At 71.5% G+C, this 16,471-nt stretch carries 18 protein-coding genes; 15 read left to right on the top strand and 3 right to left on the bottom strand.

Translation table 11 applies throughout. The features are described from left to right. Positions 1–4: 4 nt before the first annotated feature. On the bottom strand, positions 5–1,285 hold the full coding sequence (locus tag ACIA6C_RS08030) for an amino acid deaminase (RefSeq protein WP_399273689.1): 1,281 nt from the start codon (positions 1,283–1,285) through the stop codon (positions 5–7). A 194-nt stretch (positions 1,286–1,479) separates the two neighbouring features. On the opposite strand from ACIA6C_RS08030, the gene ACIA6C_RS08025 reads away from it, so the two are divergent. Beyond that, on the top strand, positions 1,480–1,890 hold the full coding sequence (locus ACIA6C_RS08025) for a RidA family protein (protein WP_399273687.1): 411 nt from the start codon (positions 1,480–1,482) through the stop codon (positions 1,888–1,890). Positions 1,891–1,980: 90 nt separating this feature from the next. On the opposite strand, the gene ACIA6C_RS08020 is transcribed toward ACIA6C_RS08025, so the two are convergent. Together ACIA6C_RS08020 and ACIA6C_RS08015 are read right to left on the bottom strand one after the other, a co-directional pair. Continuing rightward, positions 1,981–3,318, bottom strand: a complete 1,338-nt coding sequence (locus ACIA6C_RS08020) for a M14 family metallopeptidase (protein WP_361129311.1) — start codon at positions 3,316–3,318, stop codon at positions 1,981–1,983. A 138-nt stretch (positions 3,319–3,456) separates the two neighbouring features. Further along, a complete protein-coding gene (locus tag ACIA6C_RS08015; protein WP_366081376.1) occupies positions 3,457–5,151 on the bottom strand; it encodes a glycoside hydrolase family 18 protein in 1,695 nt (564 codons plus the stop codon). 359 nt (positions 5,152–5,510) lie between these two features. Here ACIA6C_RS08015 and ACIA6C_RS08010 point away from each other — a divergent pair, with 359 nt between their 5' ends. From ACIA6C_RS08010 to ACIA6C_RS07945, 14 genes are all read left to right on the top strand, one after another. Continuing rightward, complete coding sequence (locus ACIA6C_RS08010; protein WP_399273684.1) at positions 5,511–6,422, top strand: hypothetical protein; 912 nt, start codon at positions 5,511–5,513, stop codon at positions 6,420–6,422. A 40-nt stretch (positions 6,423–6,462) separates the two neighbouring features. Then, entirely contained in the window at positions 6,463–7,164 is a 702-nt protein-coding gene (cpaB, locus tag ACIA6C_RS08005) for a Flp pilus assembly protein CpaB (protein WP_366081378.1), read from the top strand. A 7-nt stretch (positions 7,165–7,171) separates the two neighbouring features. After that, a complete protein-coding gene (locus ACIA6C_RS08000; RefSeq protein ID WP_399273682.1) occupies positions 7,172–8,437 on the top strand; it encodes a CpaE family protein in 1,266 nt (421 codons plus the stop codon). A gap of 34 nt (positions 8,438–8,471) precedes the next feature. Beyond that, positions 8,472–8,810: a TadE family protein gene (locus ACIA6C_RS07995; RefSeq protein WP_399273680.1), complete on the top strand. Its 339-nt coding sequence runs from the start codon at positions 8,472–8,474 to the stop codon at positions 8,808–8,810. A 1-nt stretch (position 8,811) separates the two neighbouring features. Further along, entirely contained in the window at positions 8,812–9,183 is a 372-nt protein-coding gene (locus ACIA6C_RS07990; RefSeq protein WP_399273678.1) for a TadE/TadG family type IV pilus assembly protein, read from the top strand. Between the two features lies 1 nt (position 9,184). Beyond that, positions 9,185–10,540, top strand: coding sequence for a CpaF family protein (locus tag ACIA6C_RS07985; RefSeq protein ID WP_361129290.1), 1,356 nt, complete (start codon positions 9,185–9,187; stop codon positions 10,538–10,540). Beyond that, positions 10,537–11,475 carry a type II secretion system F family protein gene (locus ACIA6C_RS07980; protein ID WP_399273676.1) on the top strand — a complete coding sequence of 313 codons (939 nt, stop codon included), beginning with the start codon at positions 10,537–10,539 and terminating at the stop codon, positions 11,473–11,475. The genes ACIA6C_RS07985 and ACIA6C_RS07980 overlap by 4 nt, the downstream gene beginning before the upstream one ends. Positions 11,476–11,485: 10 nt before the next feature. Next, on the top strand, positions 11,486–12,379 hold the full coding sequence (locus ACIA6C_RS07975; RefSeq protein ID WP_399273674.1) for a DUF5936 domain-containing protein: 894 nt from the start codon (positions 11,486–11,488) through the stop codon (positions 12,377–12,379). Between the two features lie 3 nt (positions 12,380–12,382). After that, a complete protein-coding gene (locus tag ACIA6C_RS07970; RefSeq protein ID WP_399273671.1) occupies positions 12,383–13,600 on the top strand; it encodes a sensor histidine kinase in 1,218 nt (405 codons plus the stop codon). Beyond that, complete coding sequence (locus tag ACIA6C_RS07965; protein WP_399273669.1) at positions 13,600–14,286, top strand: response regulator; 687 nt, start codon at positions 13,600–13,602, stop codon at positions 14,284–14,286. The genes ACIA6C_RS07970 and ACIA6C_RS07965 overlap by 1 nt, the downstream gene beginning before the upstream one ends. 110 nt (positions 14,287–14,396) lie before the next feature. Then, on the top strand, positions 14,397–14,597 hold the full coding sequence (locus ACIA6C_RS07960) for a hypothetical protein (RefSeq protein WP_399273667.1): 201 nt from the start codon (positions 14,397–14,399) through the stop codon (positions 14,595–14,597). Further along, on the top strand, positions 14,594–15,205 hold the full coding sequence (locus tag ACIA6C_RS07955; RefSeq protein ID WP_399273666.1) for a pilus assembly protein TadG-related protein: 612 nt from the start codon (positions 14,594–14,596) through the stop codon (positions 15,203–15,205). Before ACIA6C_RS07960 ends, ACIA6C_RS07955 begins: the two co-directional genes overlap by 4 nt. Positions 15,206–15,688: 483 nt before the next feature. Continuing rightward, positions 15,689–15,817, top strand: a complete 129-nt coding sequence (locus ACIA6C_RS07950) for a hypothetical protein (protein WP_399273664.1) — start codon at positions 15,689–15,691, stop codon at positions 15,815–15,817. A 4-nt stretch (positions 15,818–15,821) separates the two neighbouring features. Further along, a complete protein-coding gene (locus ACIA6C_RS07945) occupies positions 15,822–16,457 on the top strand; it encodes an OmpA family protein (RefSeq protein ID WP_399273662.1) in 636 nt (211 codons plus the stop codon). Positions 16,458–16,471 lie beyond the last annotated feature (14 nt).

Genomic DNA, 16,471 nt, shown 5'->3' with positions numbered 1-16,471 from the left:
GCGCCTAGAAGAAGGTGCGGACGTAGTCGCCGACCGTGCCGTCCGACTCCACCAAGGGGATCAGCGGCCACTTCTCGAAGATGGTGCAGGGGTGGGACATGCCCAGCGCCACCCAGTCGCCCACCTGGAGGTCGTCGGCGGAGTCGGTCTCCAGCCAGGCGTGCTGGTCGGAGAGTTTGACCACCCGGATCCCGGTGGCGGGCCGCTCCACGCCGTCGAGCGGGTCCCGCACCAGCTCCGCCTCGGGCAGCCCGAGGTCGTAGGCGATGTCCCGCTTGCCGGCGTTGACGAAGGCCTGGGTGGGGGAGGGGCGGGAGACGACCTGCGTCCACAGCCGGAACGCGGGGCGCAGCCCGCCCTCCTCGGGGTGGCGGTTGAAGGGCGTCAGGCGGGTGTACCAGCCGTGGTCGTGGGAGACGTACGCGCCCGAGCGCAGGAGCCGCAGCGTCGGCCGGGACAGCTCCGGCAGCTCCGCGAACACGTCGGCGACGGCGTCGAACCAGGACGAGCCGCCCGCGCTGACGACGATCTCCTCCAGGTCCGCGGAGAACCGGCCCGCCTTGTCGAACTCGACGGCGAGGCCGGTGAGCCGGCGCAGGTACGCGTGCACGGAGTCCGGACCGGCGTCCGGCACCTCCGCCTCGTACCCGGCGACGCCGACCAGGCGCAGGGCCTCGCTCTGCGCGACGGCGTCGGCGACGGCGCGGCAGTCGTCCTCGGTACGGGCGCCCGTGCGGGCACCCTCCCCGGCGCCGAGTTCCACGACGACGTCGACGGTGGCGCCCCGGCCCGCGAGGGCCCGGTCCATCAGCCGCACGCCGCGCACGGAGTCGACGTAGCAGACGAAGCGGAACGAGGGGTCGGCGGCGAGTTCCGCGGCGACCCAGTGCAGGGCGGCGGGGTCGACGAGCTCGTTCGCGAGGAAGATCCGCCGGATGCCGAACGCGCGGTAGACGCGGGCCTGGTGCGGCACGGCAGCCGTGATGCCCCAGGCGCCGTGCTCCAGCTGGCGCCGGAACAGCTGCGGGGCCATGCAGGTCTTGCCGTGCGGGGCGAAGGACAGCCCGTGGCGCTGGGCGTAGGTCTCCAGTGCGGCCAGGTTGTGGGCGAGCGCGTCCGCGTCGAGGGTGAGGACGGGGGTGGTGAAGCCGCCCGTGAACAGGTCGCGGCGCTCGGCGGCCAGCTGACCCACGGTCAGGGCGGAGCGCTCCGCGTCCGGAGGGAGGCCCTTGAACCGGTGGTCCACCGGTTCGTCGGCGAGCCGTCGGACTGCGTCGCTGCCCATGCGGAATCCTCTCGCGTCGCGTGGTGCGCGACGTTCGTTGCAGGTGGTACCCGTTGCTGTCTAACATCCCCGTTGACGACGGGGCAACGGGGGCCGGTTCCCGACGCCGCTGCGGCGACGGGCCGTACGAGGGCCGCACGAGGGCCGTACGGGACCCTACGAGCGACCGTACGAGCCACACAGGAAGGCGCCCCATGACCGAGAAGACCGCCGTCACGCCCGAGACCCACAACGCCCCGCCCGCGAGGTTCTCGCACGGCGTGCGCAAGGGGAACATCCTCCAGGTCGCGGGCCAGGTCGGCTATCTGCCGCACGTGGAGGGGCAACCGGCCACCCTCGCCGGCCCGTCGCTGCGCGAGCAGACGCTGCGGACGCTGGAGAACGTCCGCAGCGTCCTGGAGGCGGGCGGCGCGAGCTGGGAGGACGCGGTGATGATCCGCGTCTACCTCACCGACACCGGGCACTTCGCCGAGATGAACGAGATCTACGACGCGTATTTCGAGGAGCAGGGCATCAAGGAGGCCCCGGCCGCACGCACCACGGTCTACGTGGGCCTGCCCGCCGGGATGCTGGTCGAGATCGACGCTCTGGCCGTCCTCGGTTAGTCCCGCAGGCCGTCCCCGGACGGGCCCGCGCGAAGGGCGCCCCCCTGGCGGTGGGGCGCCCCCGCCTTTCCGGTCACGCACCGGAAAGGGCTAGGCGCAGTACTGCGCCTCCTTGCCGATCGAGCGGTACATGCAGTCCGCGTTCTCCAGCAGCTGGAGCACGGCTTCCCGGTTGCGCGCCGTCTCGCGGTCGATCACCTCGTCGGGCGGGTAGAAGCCGCCCCCGCCGCCGGTGTCGCTCGGGTACATCTCGAAGGTGTAGGCGAAGACCTTCTGGTCGCCCCACAGCCAGTCGTCGATCGTCCCGTCCGTGATGTACAGGTCGCTCGACTGCTCGGCCGTGTAGCCGTTGCTGGCCGCCATGCCGGTGCCGATCTTCTTGTAGGCGGCGAGGTCGTCGGCGGTCATGCCGGGCGCCGTGTCGTTGTACGTCCAGCCGAACGGCCACATGACCAGCTCGCTGTAGGTGTGGAAGTCGATGGCGGCCTTGATCTGCTGCTTGCCGCCCACCACGCGGCTGCGGACGAAGTCCGCGACGACCTTCACCTCGGGCGCCGACTCGCCGGCCGTGCCGCGGTAGGTCTCGGAGCTCTTGCTGCCGCTGGAGCCGCCGCAGCAGCCCCACTTGTAGTTCCAGTTCCGGTTCAGGTCCGTGCCGACGTAGGAGGAGCCGGAGTTGGGCTGCCGGTTCTTGCGCCAGGAGCGGTAGGAGCCGGAGGCGATGTCGTACTCGCCGCCGTCGGGGTTGAGGTCCGGGACGATCCAGATCTCGCGGCTGTTGACCAGGTTGGTGACGCGGGCGTCGGAGCCGTACTTGGAGCCGAACTCCTTGAGCAGGTACAGCGCCATTTCCACGGTCAGGTGCTCACGGGCGTGCTGGTGGTGCGTGAAGAGCACCTCGGGCTCGGCCTCGTCGGTCCCGACGTTGTCGCTGATCTTGATCGCGATGATGTCCCGGCCCTGGTACGACTTCCCGATGACCTGCTTGCTCATGATCGAGGGGTACTGGGCGATGCGCTGGTTGATCTCCGCCGTGGCCTCGGCGTAGTTGTGGTAATTCGAGTCGGCGGACGGGAAGTCGTTCACCCCCGTGGCCACGCCGCCCAGCGAGCGGTCGGGCGGCCCGGGCAGCGGGGTGATCCGGTAGCCGAGCGCGCGCAGGTTCCTGGCCTGGGCGGGGTCCGCGCTGACGACGACGGAGCGGGCGTCCACCTCGTCGATCGAGACGCCGGTGCGCAGCAGGGCGGTGCGTTCGGCCGCCGTGGCAGGGCCCTGGACCTCGTACTGGGCGATGGACTCGTCCTGGGTGGCGGTCGAGGGGCTGGGTGGTGGGGCGGCCGTCGCGCTCATCCCGTAGGCGGGTGCGCCGAGCGCGAGGGCCAGCAGGGCCGCCGTGACGGCGGCCCTGCGAGGATTGTGGAGCCGCATGCGTCCTCCTGGGTGGGAGTGTGGGGGTAGCCGTGCGGACGCGCACAGCGTGCTCTCATGGCATGTCCGGGTCAAGAATCCGAAACCGGCCAAAAGCGGTCGGGCCGGTCGGTCACCGGTCACCCCCACACGTACCGCCTAGGGGAGCGCGTGGACCTTCGGACCCACCGTGTCGGACCAAGCGCTACCCGCCTTGGCGTCCCAGTTGGTCGACCAGGTCATCGCGCCGCGCAGCCCGGGATAGGTCCTCGACGGTTTGAAGGAACCGCAGTTCGTGCCGCGCGCCAGGCAGTCCAGGGCGTTGTTCACGACGGCCGGCGAGACGTAGCCGCTGCCCGCGCCGCTGGGCGAGGCGGGGACCCCCAGGCCCACCTGCGAGGGGTCGAGGCCGCCCTCCAGCTGGATGCAGGCGAGGGCCGTCAGGAAGTCCACCGTCCCCTGGGAGTAGACCTTGCCGTCACAGCCGTTCATCGAGCCGCTGTTGTAGTACTGCATGTTGACGACGGTCAGGATGTCCTTCACGTTCAGCGCCGTCTTGAAATAGCCGCCCGCCGTCGACTGCATGTCGATCGTCTGAGGCGCCATCGTGAGCACGAACGAGGACCCGGCCTTCGCGGACAGCGAGCGCAGCGCCTGCGTCATGTACGTCGGGTTCAGCCCGTTCTCCAGGTCGATGTCAATGCCGCTGAACCCGTACTCCTGCATCAGCGCGTACGCCGAGTTCGCCAGGTTGTTCGCGGAGGCGGAGTCGTTGACCGAGATGGTGCCCTTCTCGCCGCCGATCGAGAGGACGACCGACTTCCCGGCCGCCTTCTTCGCCGCGATGTCCGCCTTGAACTGCGCCGGCGTGTACCCGCCGAGACCGGCCGAGTCCAGGGTGAAGGAGATGGCGCCGGGTGTGGTCGTGGCGTCGGCGAAGGAGACGGCGATGATGTCGTACTGCGCGGAGACGTCCGAGATCCTCTGGACCGTCGCGCCGTTGTTGAAGTTCTGCCAGTAGCCCGTCAGGGCGTGCCGGGGCACCGCCGGGTTGGGGTTCGGGCTACCGCCGCCCGTCGTGGTCCCGGTCACCGCCGCCGACCTCGGGCCCTCGCCCGCCGCGTTGTACGCGCTCACCTGGAGCGCGTACGAGGTGGCGGCGGCGAGCCCGGTGAGCTGCACGGGGGAGGCGGTGACGGTGCGGACGCGGACGCCGTCCTGATACACGTAATAGCCGCTCGCCCCGCTGACCGCGTTCCACGAAAGGGTGAGGGCGTTCGCGCTCTGACCGGAAACGGCGGCCCCCGAGGGCGCCCCCGGAACGCCGGGACCGGGATCGGTGCCGCCGCCCCCGTCCGGGCCGAAGACGCTGAACTCGTCCACGGTGTAGGCCGGCTGGCCGTACCAGCCGTGCGTCCAGACGGTGACGCGGGTGGTGCCGGGTCCGGTGGAGAAGGTGGTGGACAGCTTCTGCCAGCCGCCGCCCGAGCCGGGGGTCCAGGTGGACACGTCCTGCGTGCCGGTCCCGGTCGCGCCGAGGTACACGTACGAGCCCTGCACCTGCGCGCTGAGCGTGTACGTGGAATTCGGCTTGACCGTGACGGTCTGGGAGCACTGGGCGTTGTCCTGGCCGGCCGGGGTGGCCCTCAGAGCGCCGGAGCCCGAGAAGACGGGGGAGGTGACGGCGGCGCCGCTGCCGCCCGAGCAGGACCAGTCGGCCAGGCCGGACTCGAAGCCTCCGTTACGGGCGACATTGACGTCGGCGGCTTGTGCCGTACCGGCGGTGACGGCGGTCAGGGCGCCGGCGGCGAGCGCGGCGGCGAGGGGCAGGGCGAGGGAGCGTATGCGGTTCACGAGGGCTCCGGTGGGGGGAGAGGGGGATGTGAACGGGGTGACGGGGGCGTGTGGGGGACCCCGGGAGCCAAGTTGGTCCAGACCAATCCCGGTGTCAAGCCTCTTGTCAATGTGGCCTGAAATCAGCGCAGTTCCCCCGGTCGTCAGGTCCCCGTTGTCCCGGTTTCCGGCCACCTGTGACATGTGCTCGCGGCACGGGAATCACCAAGGCCCTGCCCCGCCGCGGACGACGCGGATATGGTGCTGACGCAGGGGGGAAGTGCGCTGGCCGTGTGCGGTCGCGCCGTTCGTACGCGGAGGTGAAGGCCGCGTGACGGGCGGGCGGGGCCGCGGTGTACGGGGTGAACGGGGGGATTCGCGTGCCGACCGCCATTGCTGTCACCAGCGCCGACCTGGTGCTGCCGGCCTCCGACCGGCACACCCCCGGCGCCGCCGTGCTGCGCCCGCCCGGACAGGTCGACCTCGAAGGCGCGCTCGCCGAGACCACCGCCCTGCTGGAGGCGAACGGCCACCTCGTGGTCGTCGTACCGTCCTGGCTCCCGGCCGCCACCGTGCGGCGGCTGCACACCGTACGGGCCATCCTGGAGACTGACCGCATGGCACTGGTCGAGGCCGACCTGCCGCCCCTGGCCGTCGCCCTGCTGGTGCGTCAGCTGCGCCAGCTCAGCGTCTGCGAGTTCAGCCCCGGGGTCATCGCCTCGGCGGCCCGGCTGCTGTCCCACTACATCTACGCGGGCGCCCTGCTGGGCAGCGTCGCCAGACTGGACCGGGTGCCGGTCGGGCTCAAGGCGCACGCCCGCTCCTGGTCGCCCGGCGCCCAGTTCGCCGTACTCGCGCACCCCACGCCCCATCTGGCCAGGCTGGTGCCCCCGGCCTCCTCCGGCGCGCACGCGGGCGGCGCCGCCGTACTGCCGCCCGGCCCCGGCTTCGTCACGCACCTCACCTTCGCCCGCGGCCAGCTCGCCTCCGACTGGGTGGCGGGCGAACTGGCGCCCGCCTGGCAGGTCGCCGGCGTCATGGAGAACCCGCTGCCCGCCGACTCGGCCGCCTGGTGGGCGACGCCGAAGCTCGTCGAGTTCGCCGCCGCGATCCCGGACCCGTCCGTGCTCTACCAGCTCGTCGCCTCGGTCCGCCGCGAGGAGTGCCGCTGGTGCGGCATGGAGCTCATCGGCGACCGCTGCGGCTTCTGCTCGGCCCCGCTGACCGCGCCGCCACCGGCGCCGCCGCCCGCCGCCGGGCAGGGTGCCGCACCGCCCAGATCCCGACTCTGACCGGCCCGAACGAACGAAGAACGGCGAGGTAGTACGGCTCATGAACTCACGCCAGCGCCGCGGCGTCATCCTGCTGCTGCTGTCCGTCCTGTGCGCGCTCGCGGCGTTCGCCGGGGTCCTCGTGGTGATCGGCGACGTCAACTCCAAGGTCGGGTCCGAGGTCGTCGCCTACCGCGTGAAGGGGGACATCGCCCCGTACAGCCCCCTGGGCGCGGGCCAGTTCGAGGAGGTGAAGGTCCCCAAGCGGTGGCTGTCCGAGACCGCCGTCACCGACCTCGGCGACCTCAAGGGAAAGATCGCCCTCACCACGCTCAAGAAGGGCTCCCTCCTCCAGGAGGACATGTTCGTCGACAAGCCCCAGCTCCAGCCGGGCGAGCAGGAGATCGCGATCATGATCGACGCCGCGACCGGGGTGGCGGGCAAGATCACCTCCGGCGCCAAGGTCAACATCATCGCCACCTTCAAGGGCGCCAAGGACACCGATCCCTCCCGCTCGGTGATCATCGTCGCCAACGCCCGCGTCCTGAACGTCGGCAAACTCACCCCCCTCGACAAGGACAGCGACAAGAAGGGCCCCGCCGAGGCGGTCCCGATCACCTTCGCCCTGAACACCAAGGACACCCAGCGCGTCGCGTACGCCGAGTCGTTCGCGGAGCACGTACGGCTGGCCCTGGTGGCCCCCGGCACCGAGTCGGCCCCCGGCCCGGGCGACCGTACGTACACCCTCGACGGGGACAAGTGAGGCCCGGATGAGCACCCGAATCCTCCCCGCGGCCGGCGACCCGGACGCCGCCCGCCTCATCGCCACCCTCCTGGGCCGGCTCCCCGCCGCCGAATCGGCCGGGCCCGTCCCCGACTCGACCACCCTGCTCGACACGCTGGCGCGGCTCGCCGCCGAGTCCGTCGACGCACTGCCCGAGGTCGTCCTCGTCCACGAGCGGATCGGCCCGCTGCCCGCCCTGGAACTCGTCCGGGAGGTCGCCCTGCGCTTCCCGGCGGTCGGTGTGGTCCTGCTGTCGTCCGACGCCGGGCCCGCCCTGTTCTCCGCCGCCATGGACTCCGGCGCGCGGGGCCTGATCGGACTGCCCGTCGCCTACGAGGAACTCGCCGCCCGCGTCCAGGCCGCCGCCCAGTGGTCCGTGGGCGTACGGCGCCACCTGGGCGGGGGCCAGCAGCAGCCGGCCGGTCCCGGCGGCCGGGTGGTGACCGTCGCCGGAGCCAAGGGCGGCGTCGGGACCACCTTCGCGGCGGTGCAGTTCGCCCTGGCCGCGGCCGCCTCGGGGCGGCGTACGGCCCTGGTGGACCTGGACCTCCAGGCCGGGGACGTGGGCTCGTACCTCGACGTGCAGTTCCGTCGCTCCGTCGCCGACCTCGCCGGGATCCAGGACATCTCCCCCCGGGTCCTCCAGGACGCCGTGTACGACGACCGCACCGGGCTCGCGCTGCTGCTGGCCCCGGGCGACGGCGAACGGGGCGAGGAGGTCGACGAACGGGCCGCCCGGCTCGTCATCGCCGCCCTGCGCGCCCGCTACGAGCTGGTCGTCATCGACTGCGGGACCCAGGTCACCGGGGCCAACGCGGCCGCCGTGGAACTCGCCGAGGTGGCGGTCCTGGTCACCACCCCGGACGTGGTCGCGGTACGGGCCGCCAAGCGGCTGGTCCGGATGTGGGAGCGGCTCCAGGTCCGCAAGGCCGAGGACACCGTGATGGTCGTCAACCGCTGGAGCAGGCACACCGAGATCCAGCCCGCCCTGATCGAGAAGATCACCGGGACCCGGGTCACCAGCACCCCGGTCCCCGCCGCCTTCAAGGAGCTCCAGGCGGTGGTGGACGCGGGCCGCGTCCAGGACCTCGACAACCGCTCGACGGTCAAGCAGGCTCTGTGGAAGCTGGCGGGGGAACTCGGCCTGCTGTCCGCCCCGGCCACCGCCACCGCCGAATCCCCCTCCGCCGAACTGGCCGTACGGGCGGCGGCCGGACCACTGGCCCGGCTCCGCCGGGGCCGGGAGGGGTGAGGCCGTGGCCGCGCGGAGCCGGGACCGTGGACAGGTGGCCGTCGAGTTCGTCGGTGTGGTGCCGCTGATCCTGCTGCTCGTCGCGGCGGTGTGGGAGTGCGTCCTGATCGGGTACGCGTTCTCGCTGGCCGGCAACGCGGCCGACGAGGCGGCGCGGGTGGGCGCGGTGCACGGGGACTCCGCCTGCCAGACGGCGGCGCGCCGGCACATCGGGAGCGCCTGGGCCGTCGAGGTGGACTGCGCGAACGCGGGGGACCTCTACAAGGCGACCGTGAGGCTCCACGTCCCCGTGCTGTTCCCCGGACTCGACACCGGCGTTCCCGTCACCGGCGAGGGCGGCTCGTCACAGGAGCAGGACAGGGGAGGGGAGTGAGATGAGGCGGACCCGGCAGGCCGGCACGGCCGACCGGGGCCAAGTGGCCCTGGAGTACATCGGCTTCATCCCCATCCTGCTCTTCGTCGCGCTGTGCGGCATCCAGCTCGGCTGGGTGGGCTACGTCCACCAGCAGGCCGAGACGGCGGCGCGCACGGCGGCCCGGGTGGAGGCCCGCAAGCCGGGGGCGGGGGAGGCGGCGGGCCACGCGGCCATCCGCTCCGGGCTCGCGGCCGAGATCGCGGTGTCCTCCGGCGGGGACGCGGTCACGGCCACCGTCTCCATCCCGGTCACCTCCCTCATCCCCGGCCTCGGGCTCGACCCCGCCAGGGCCACCGCCGTCATGCCCAACGACGACCCGAAGGGACCCTGACGTGAGCCTGCGTTCCCGGGTCGGCACCCCCGACGACCGCCACAACCCGCGCGAGGACGGCCGGCTGGTCTCCTCCTACCGCGCGAAGCTGCTGGAGGAGATCGACCTCGCCGAGATGTCGGCGCTCGCGCCCGCCGAGCGCCGGGCCCGGCTGGAGCGCGTACTCGGCCACATCATCAGCCGCGAGGGCCCGGTCCTCTCCACCGTCGAACGCGCCCAGCTCATCCGCCGCGTCGTCGACGAAGCGCTCGGCCTCGGCGTCCTCGAACCGCTCCTCGAAGACCCGTCGATCTCCGAGATCATGGTCAACGGCCCGGACCAGATCTTCGTGGAGCGCGCCGGCCGCGTCGAACAACTGCCGCTGCGCTTCGCCTCGCACGAGCAGCTCATGCAGACCATCGAGCGCATCGTCTCCACCGTCAACCGCCGCGTGGACGAGGCCAATCCGATGGTCGACGCCCGGCTGCCCAGCGGTGAGCGCGTCAACGTGATCATCCCGCCGCTCTCCCTCACCGGCGCCACGCTCACCATCCGGCGCTTCCCGCGCGCGTTCACCCTGCACGAGATGATCAGCCTGGGCTCGCTGGACGAGCAGATGCTGCTCCTGCTGTCCGGCCTGGTGCAGGCGAAGACGAACGTGATCGTCTCCGGGGCCACCGGCACCGGCAAGACCACCCTCCTCAACGCCCTCTCCGGCCTGATCCCCGAGGGCGAGCGGATCATCACCATCGAGGACTCGGCCGAACTCCAGCTCCAGCAGGCGCACGTGATCCGCCTCGAATCCCGCCCCGCCAACGTCGAGGGCAGCGGCCGGATCACCATCCGCGACCTCGTGCGCAACTCCCTGCGCATGCGCCCCGACCGCATCATCGTCGGCGAGGTGCGTGGCGGCGAGACCCTCGACATGCTCCAGGCCATGTCCACCGGCCACGACGGCTCCCTGGCCACCGTCCACGCCAACAGCGCCGAGGACGCCCTGCTGCGCCTGCAGACCCTGGCGTCCATGTCCGAGGTGGAGATCCCGTTCGAGGCGCTCCAGGACCAGATCAACAGCGCGGTGAACGTCGTCGTCCAGCTCACCCGCTTCGGCGACGGCTCGCGCCGCATCACCGAGATCTCCATCCTCGACTCGCACGGCCGCGAACCCTTCCGGATCATCACCGTGTGCCGGTTCGCCGCCCGCCCGATGGGCCCGGACGGCCGCGTGCACGGCCACTTCGAGTACTACCCGCTGCCGCGCCCGATCGCCGACCGCCTCTACATGAACAACCAGCCGATCCCGCAGGCCTTCGGAGTCGCCCTGTCCGACGACCAGCTCGCCGCCCGTACCGCTCGGACCACCCGGACCGTCCTGTGAACCCTCTGATCCTCCTCACCCTCGGCGCCACGCTGCTCGCCTGCCTGCTCGTGGTCCTCGGCGTACACGCCTACGCCGCCGGCCGCGCCCAGCGCGCCGCCCTCATCGAACGCCTCTCCGCGAGCGGCGCCCCGGAGCCCCTGGGCCGACGGCGCCGCTTCCGCGGGGTCGACCGGCGTCTGCGCCGCACCCGGCTGGGCCGCCGGATCGAGGTGAAGCTGGCGACCACCGGCCTGGACCTCACCCCGGGCGAGTTCTTCGTCTACATGCTGATGTCCGTGGCCGGGGTCTGGCTCGTCTCGTCTTCCCTGCTGGCCCCGTTCTTCGGCCCGGTGGCGGGCCTGATCGGGCTGTGGGCGGGCAACGCCTTCCTCAACTGGCAGCGCACGCGCCGCACGGAGCGGTTCATCAACCAGCTGCCCGAACTCGCCCGCATCCTCGCCAACGCCACGCAGGCCGGGCTGGCGCTGCGTACGGCCATCGGCATGGCGGCGGAGGAACTGGAGGCCCCGGCGGGCGAGGAACTCGGCCGCGTCGCCGACCGCCTCGCCGTCGGCCACTCCATCGAGGAGTCCCTGGGCGAGCTGACCGAACGCCTGCCCTCGCGCGAACTCGTCGTCCTCGTCTCCACCCTGGTGCTGTCCGCCCGCGCGGGCGGCGCGCTCGTGGGGAGCCTGCGCAACCTCACGGTGACGCTGGAACAGCGCAAGGAGACGCGCAGGGAGATCCGTACGCAGCTCTCGCAGGTGACGGTGACGGCGTACCTCGTACCCGCGATCGGGCTCGGGTCGCTGCTGCTCGTGGACATGATGATGCCGGGCGCCCTGGACCGCATGACGGGCGCGTTCATCGGGCAGACGGCCGTCGTCATCGCCCTCGGCCTGTTCACCCTCGGATTCGTCCTCATCCGCCGGCTCTCGAAGATCGACGTGTGAGGGGGACGACGTGACCGCACTGCTGCTCGCCGCGGCCCTCGGGCTGTCGGTCTTCGGCGCCCTGTACGGGGTCCGCCTCTACCGCGCCGACGTCAAACTCCCCAGCGACCTCGCCCTCGCCCTCGAAGTCGGAGCGACCCGCACCACGGCCGTCGGCTCCCTCGTCGACCGCATGGGCATCCGCTGGGCCCCCCTGGTGCTGCGGCTGATGGGCCCGGACCGGGTGGCCCGCAAGCGCCGCCAGATCGACATGGCGGGCAACCCGGCCGGCCTGACCATCGACCGGTACGCGGCCCGGCGCGCGGTCTACGGGTTCCTCGGCGCGCTCGGCGCCGTCGCGATGCTGGTCAACGGGCAGCTGGTGGCCGCCCTGCTCATGGTCGCCTTCGGCCTGTTCTGGATCGAGGCGGGCCTGTGGTCGGCGATCCGAGTGCGCCGGGACCACATCGAGCGGACACTGCCGGACTTCCTGGACGTGCTGGCGGTCGTCGTCAGCGCCGGGCTCGGCTTCCGGCAGGCGCTGGAGCGGGTCGCTGGCAAGTACGAGGGGCCCTGGTCGGACGAGATCCGCATCACCCTCCAGCAGATGGACATGGGTGTCAGCCGCCGCCAGGCCTTCGACGAGCTGCGCCGGCGCAACGACTCCGAGCAGGTGGCGCAGTTCGTGACCGCGCTCCAGCAGGGCGAGGAGCTGGGCTCGCCGATCGTGGAGACGCTGATCGCGATCGCGGAGGACATGCGCCGCACCGACGCGCAGAACGCCCGCCGACGGGCCGCGCGGGCGGTCCCGAAGGCCACCTTCACCGTCACGATGTTCATGCTGCCGGGCACGCTGATCCTGCTCGTGTGCGGGTTCGTGTACGGGGCGGACATCGACTTCGGCGCCCTGTTCGGGAGCGGGTGAGCCATGGCCGCCACGATCGGCTTCGCACCCCCGGCCGCACGAGGCACCGCGGAACCGGCCCCTCCGATCGCCCTCCAGGTGAACGCGCTGCAGGCGCTGTGCCGCCAGGTCTTCGCGTTCCGGATGGTGCTGCTCGGCCTGGGCGCGCCCGTGGCCCTCGGCCGCACCGCGCCCGGCGGCCCCGTGTACCTGGTGGGCGGCGCGGTCCTGCTCACCTTCATGCTGTCCTACGTCCTGTTCCGCGACTGGGAGCGCTTCGGGCCGCTGCTGGTGCGCCACCGCTGGCTGCTGGCCGTGGACATGGCGTTCAGCGCGCTGCTCCTGATCACCGCCACCCCCGCGTCCCCGCTGGGCCCGCTCTCGCTCGGCACACCGCTGCTCGCCGGCCTGGTCTACGGGTGGCGCGGCTCGGCGGTGTACGCGGCCGCGCAGGCGGCGGTGGTGGCGGCCGTCACCGGCGGGTTCACGCTCGCCGTGCTGTGCCTGGTGGCGGGCGCGGCGGGAGCCTCGCTACGGGACTTCCTCTTCCGCTTCGGGGCGGCGAGCCAGGCCCTGACGCAGACCCGGGCGCGGCTGGCGGTGGCCGAAGCCGTACGGGCCGAACGGGAGCGCCTGGCCCGCGAGATGCACGACTCGGTGTCGAAGACCCTGCACGGCCTGGCCCTGTCCGCCGACGCCCTCTCCCGCACCGCCGCCGACGCCGCCGCGGCCGACCCGCAGACCACCCGCCGCCAGGCGCGGGCGGTGGCGGAGGCGGCCCGCCGGGCGGCGGCCGAGTCGCGGGAGCTGCTGACGGACCTGCGCCGGAACCTGGACACCCCGGGCGTCTCGCCGGCGGCGGAGCTGCGGGCGCTGGCGGCCGGGCGCGCGGAGCTCCGTATCGCGGGGCCGCTGCCGCTGCTCCCGTCGGCCGTCGCCGGGCACCTTCTGGCGGTGGCCGCGGAGGCCCTGGAGAACGCCCGGCGCCACGCGTGCGCGTCCCGGGTCGTGGTGGAAGCGGCGGTGTCCGGCCCGGCCCTGACCCTGACCGTCGAGGACGACGGCCGGGGCCTGCCGCCCGGCGGGGTCGACGTCCCCGCCCTGGCGCAGGCCGGCCACTACGGTCTGCTCGGCATGACGGAGCGCGCGGCGACCATCGGGGCGGACCTGCGCGTCGGCCCCCGCCCGGACGGCGGCCCGGGCACCCGGGTACGGCTCGACCTCCCCCTCGGGAGCCCGTGATGCCCCCGCTGCGGATCCTGATCGCCGACGACAACCCCGTCGTCCGGGCGGGCCTGGCCGCCCTGCTGGCGACCGCCGAGGGCCTGGAGGTCACCGCCCAGGCGGCGGACGGCCGCGAGGCGCTGAACCTGACCCGCCTCCACCGGCCCGACGTGGTCCTGCTCGACGTCCGGATGCCGGGCGTCGACGGCATCTCGGCCCTGCCGCACCTCGTCCGGCTGGCGCCGGTCCTGATGCTGACGTACAGCCAGGAGGCGGAGGTCGTCCGGGAGGCCCTGCTCCTGGGCGCGGGCGGCTACCTCGTCCACGGCGAATTCACCCCGGACCACCTGATCCGGGCCGTCCACGACACCCACGCCGGCCGCGCCCACCTCACCCCGACGGCGGCGAACGCCCTCCTCGCGGAACTCCGGGCCTCTTCGCAAACGCAACCAGTTGTGGCACAGTCTTCTCAGCGACTCGTCAACCACATGGCGTACGGCCTGAGTTCGCGGGAGGAGGAGGTCATGGATCTGATCGCGTCCGGGATGAACAACCAGCAGATCGCGGCGGCCTGTTTCATCAGCGAGAAGACGGTCAAGAACCACATCAACCGCATCTTCGCGAAGCTCCGGACCACCACCCGCAGCGAAGCGATAGCCCACTGGCTGGGAACGGCCCGTCCAGGAGTGACCGGCCATGGGTAGACGCCTGACGCAGTGGGTCCGTATTTGGGCCCCGGGACCCTTGGTCACCACTGCTGACTCCCCGTACATTCCGCCCATCGACAGCGGCACCGGCCCGGGAGGAAACCCCCATGTCACACAACACCCTGGCAAGGATGCGGAAGCGGTACACCGGCAAGACCCCAAGGGACCGCGGCCAAACGGCCTTCGAGTACCTGGGCATCATCCTGGTGGTCGTGGTCATCATCGGCGCGATTGTTGGCACAGGCATCGGGCAGGACATCACAAACAAGATCAAGTCCCAGGTTGCGAGTATCACTGCCGGCAAATGAGTGGGGACAGACTGGGTGACCGGGGGCAGGCATTTCCCATCTATGCCGTCGTGGTGGTGGGCCTGTTGTTCGCTGCGTTCGCGTTCTTCGCGGTGGCACAGGCGGCTGTCACGCGCAGCGATGCGCAGGGTGCCGCCGATGCCGCGGCGTTGGCGGCGGCCAAGGACGCCCGCGATCACTTGGCTGCGGGGCTCGTTCTTGCTGATCTCCAGCCCGAGGACTGGGCTGAGGTCCTCAACGGCAGGCTGTTCGATCCGGGGGGCGCCTGTGGGAAGGCCAGTAGCTTCGCGGAGCAGAACGGTGCGAAGGCTTCTTCGTGCACCGTTTCTGACCTCCGCTTCATGGTGGTGGTCGAGACGCGGAGATCCGTTGGAATCTCGGTGGTTCCTGGAACTGATGTGCAGCACGCTATCGCTGACGCGACCGCAGTAATCGAGCCGCGTTGCCACTTGGGTCGATCCTCTCTGCCTGCCGAGGGGAGCGCCCCCGGGCGCGGTCCTGTGAACATCGCCTGCAAGGGAGGGAAGGAGATTAGCTTCGACCCTTCGAAACCGGATCAGTGGCGCGTGTTAGGGACAGACCTCTTCGATGTGCGACTGACCGACTGACTGTGAATGACGGACAAGGAAGCTTCCTACATGAGGATTCGGCACACGGTGAAGGTCCGTGCTGGTGCTGCTGTAGCGGTTGCGGTGGCACTCGCTCTCACGTTGGCCGGATGCGGTGGCGGTGGGGAGAACCGCAGAGGACCGTCGACGCCACCGGCCTCACAACCCCAAGCGGGCAACTCGCAGAACGCTGCTCCCTCGGCGACAGCCACTCCGACGCAGGTTATCGCCACGGCGAACGGGGAGGGCGGCATGGTCCTATCGATCAATTCGGTAACCCGCGATGCCGGGGGCTTCCTCACGGTGAGTGGTCAGCTTAAGAACATGGGGGCCACCCCATTTGTGAACACCACGGCCTGGCGCGGCAATGAACTCACCGCCAGCGGCACGTCTATCGCTGGCGTTTCGTTGACCGACAAAGCAGGAAAGAAGCGGTACTACGTCCTACGGGATACGGACGGGAGGTGCCTATGCACGACAGGAGTGTCCACGATCGAGGGCGGCCAGACCGTCCCCTTCTTCGCCCAGTTCCCGGCACCTCCGTCCACGACCACGGAGGTGGACTTCAACCTCCCCACCTTCGCCACGGCCACCGTCAAAATCTCCGGGTGACCCCATGACCACACGCCACCGCGTCTCCGCCGCGACCGCCGTCGCCGGCCTCGTCATCGCCGGCGCCCACATCCTCGGCGCGACCACCGCGTACGCCGACGACATCAAGCCCTCCGTGCCGCCCGGGACCGAGCCCTCCGCCGCCGCGCCCGTGGCCATCGACTCCAACGCGCCCGGGCTCAAGATCCCGCAGGGCGGGACCCTCGCCCCCGTCAAGGTGCTCGACATCGCCGAGGTCGTCGAGGACCTCGGCGGGGAGCAGCGGCGGCAGGAGACCAACCAGACCGTCATGATGGCCCTGCAGGCCGAGGTGCTGTTCCCCGAGGACAGCGCCGTCTTCAACGCCCAGGCCGCCGCCCGCATCCAGGCCATCGCGCAGGAGATCAACCAGCAGAAGGCCACCCGCGTACGGGTCTTCGGGTTCACCGACGACCAGGGCACCTACGAGCACGGCAAGGAACTGTCCAAGCAGCGCGCAGACGCCGTGCAGGCGGAGCTCGCGAAGACGGTGACCAGTCCCGGGGTCATCTTCGACGTCCGCGGTTACAGCGAGGACTACCCGATCGCCGACAACGGCACCGAAGAGGGCCGCAAGAAGAACCGCCGGGTCGAGGTCACCTTCCCCCGCAGCGAGAAGTAGGTCGCCCTGCCACC

The organism is Streptomyces sp. NPDC051578 (assembly GCF_044454045.1).
GTDB lineage: Bacteria > Actinomycetota > Actinomycetes > Streptomycetales > Streptomycetaceae > Streptomyces.
This window is presented reverse-complemented; position numbering and strand designations above follow the sequence as displayed.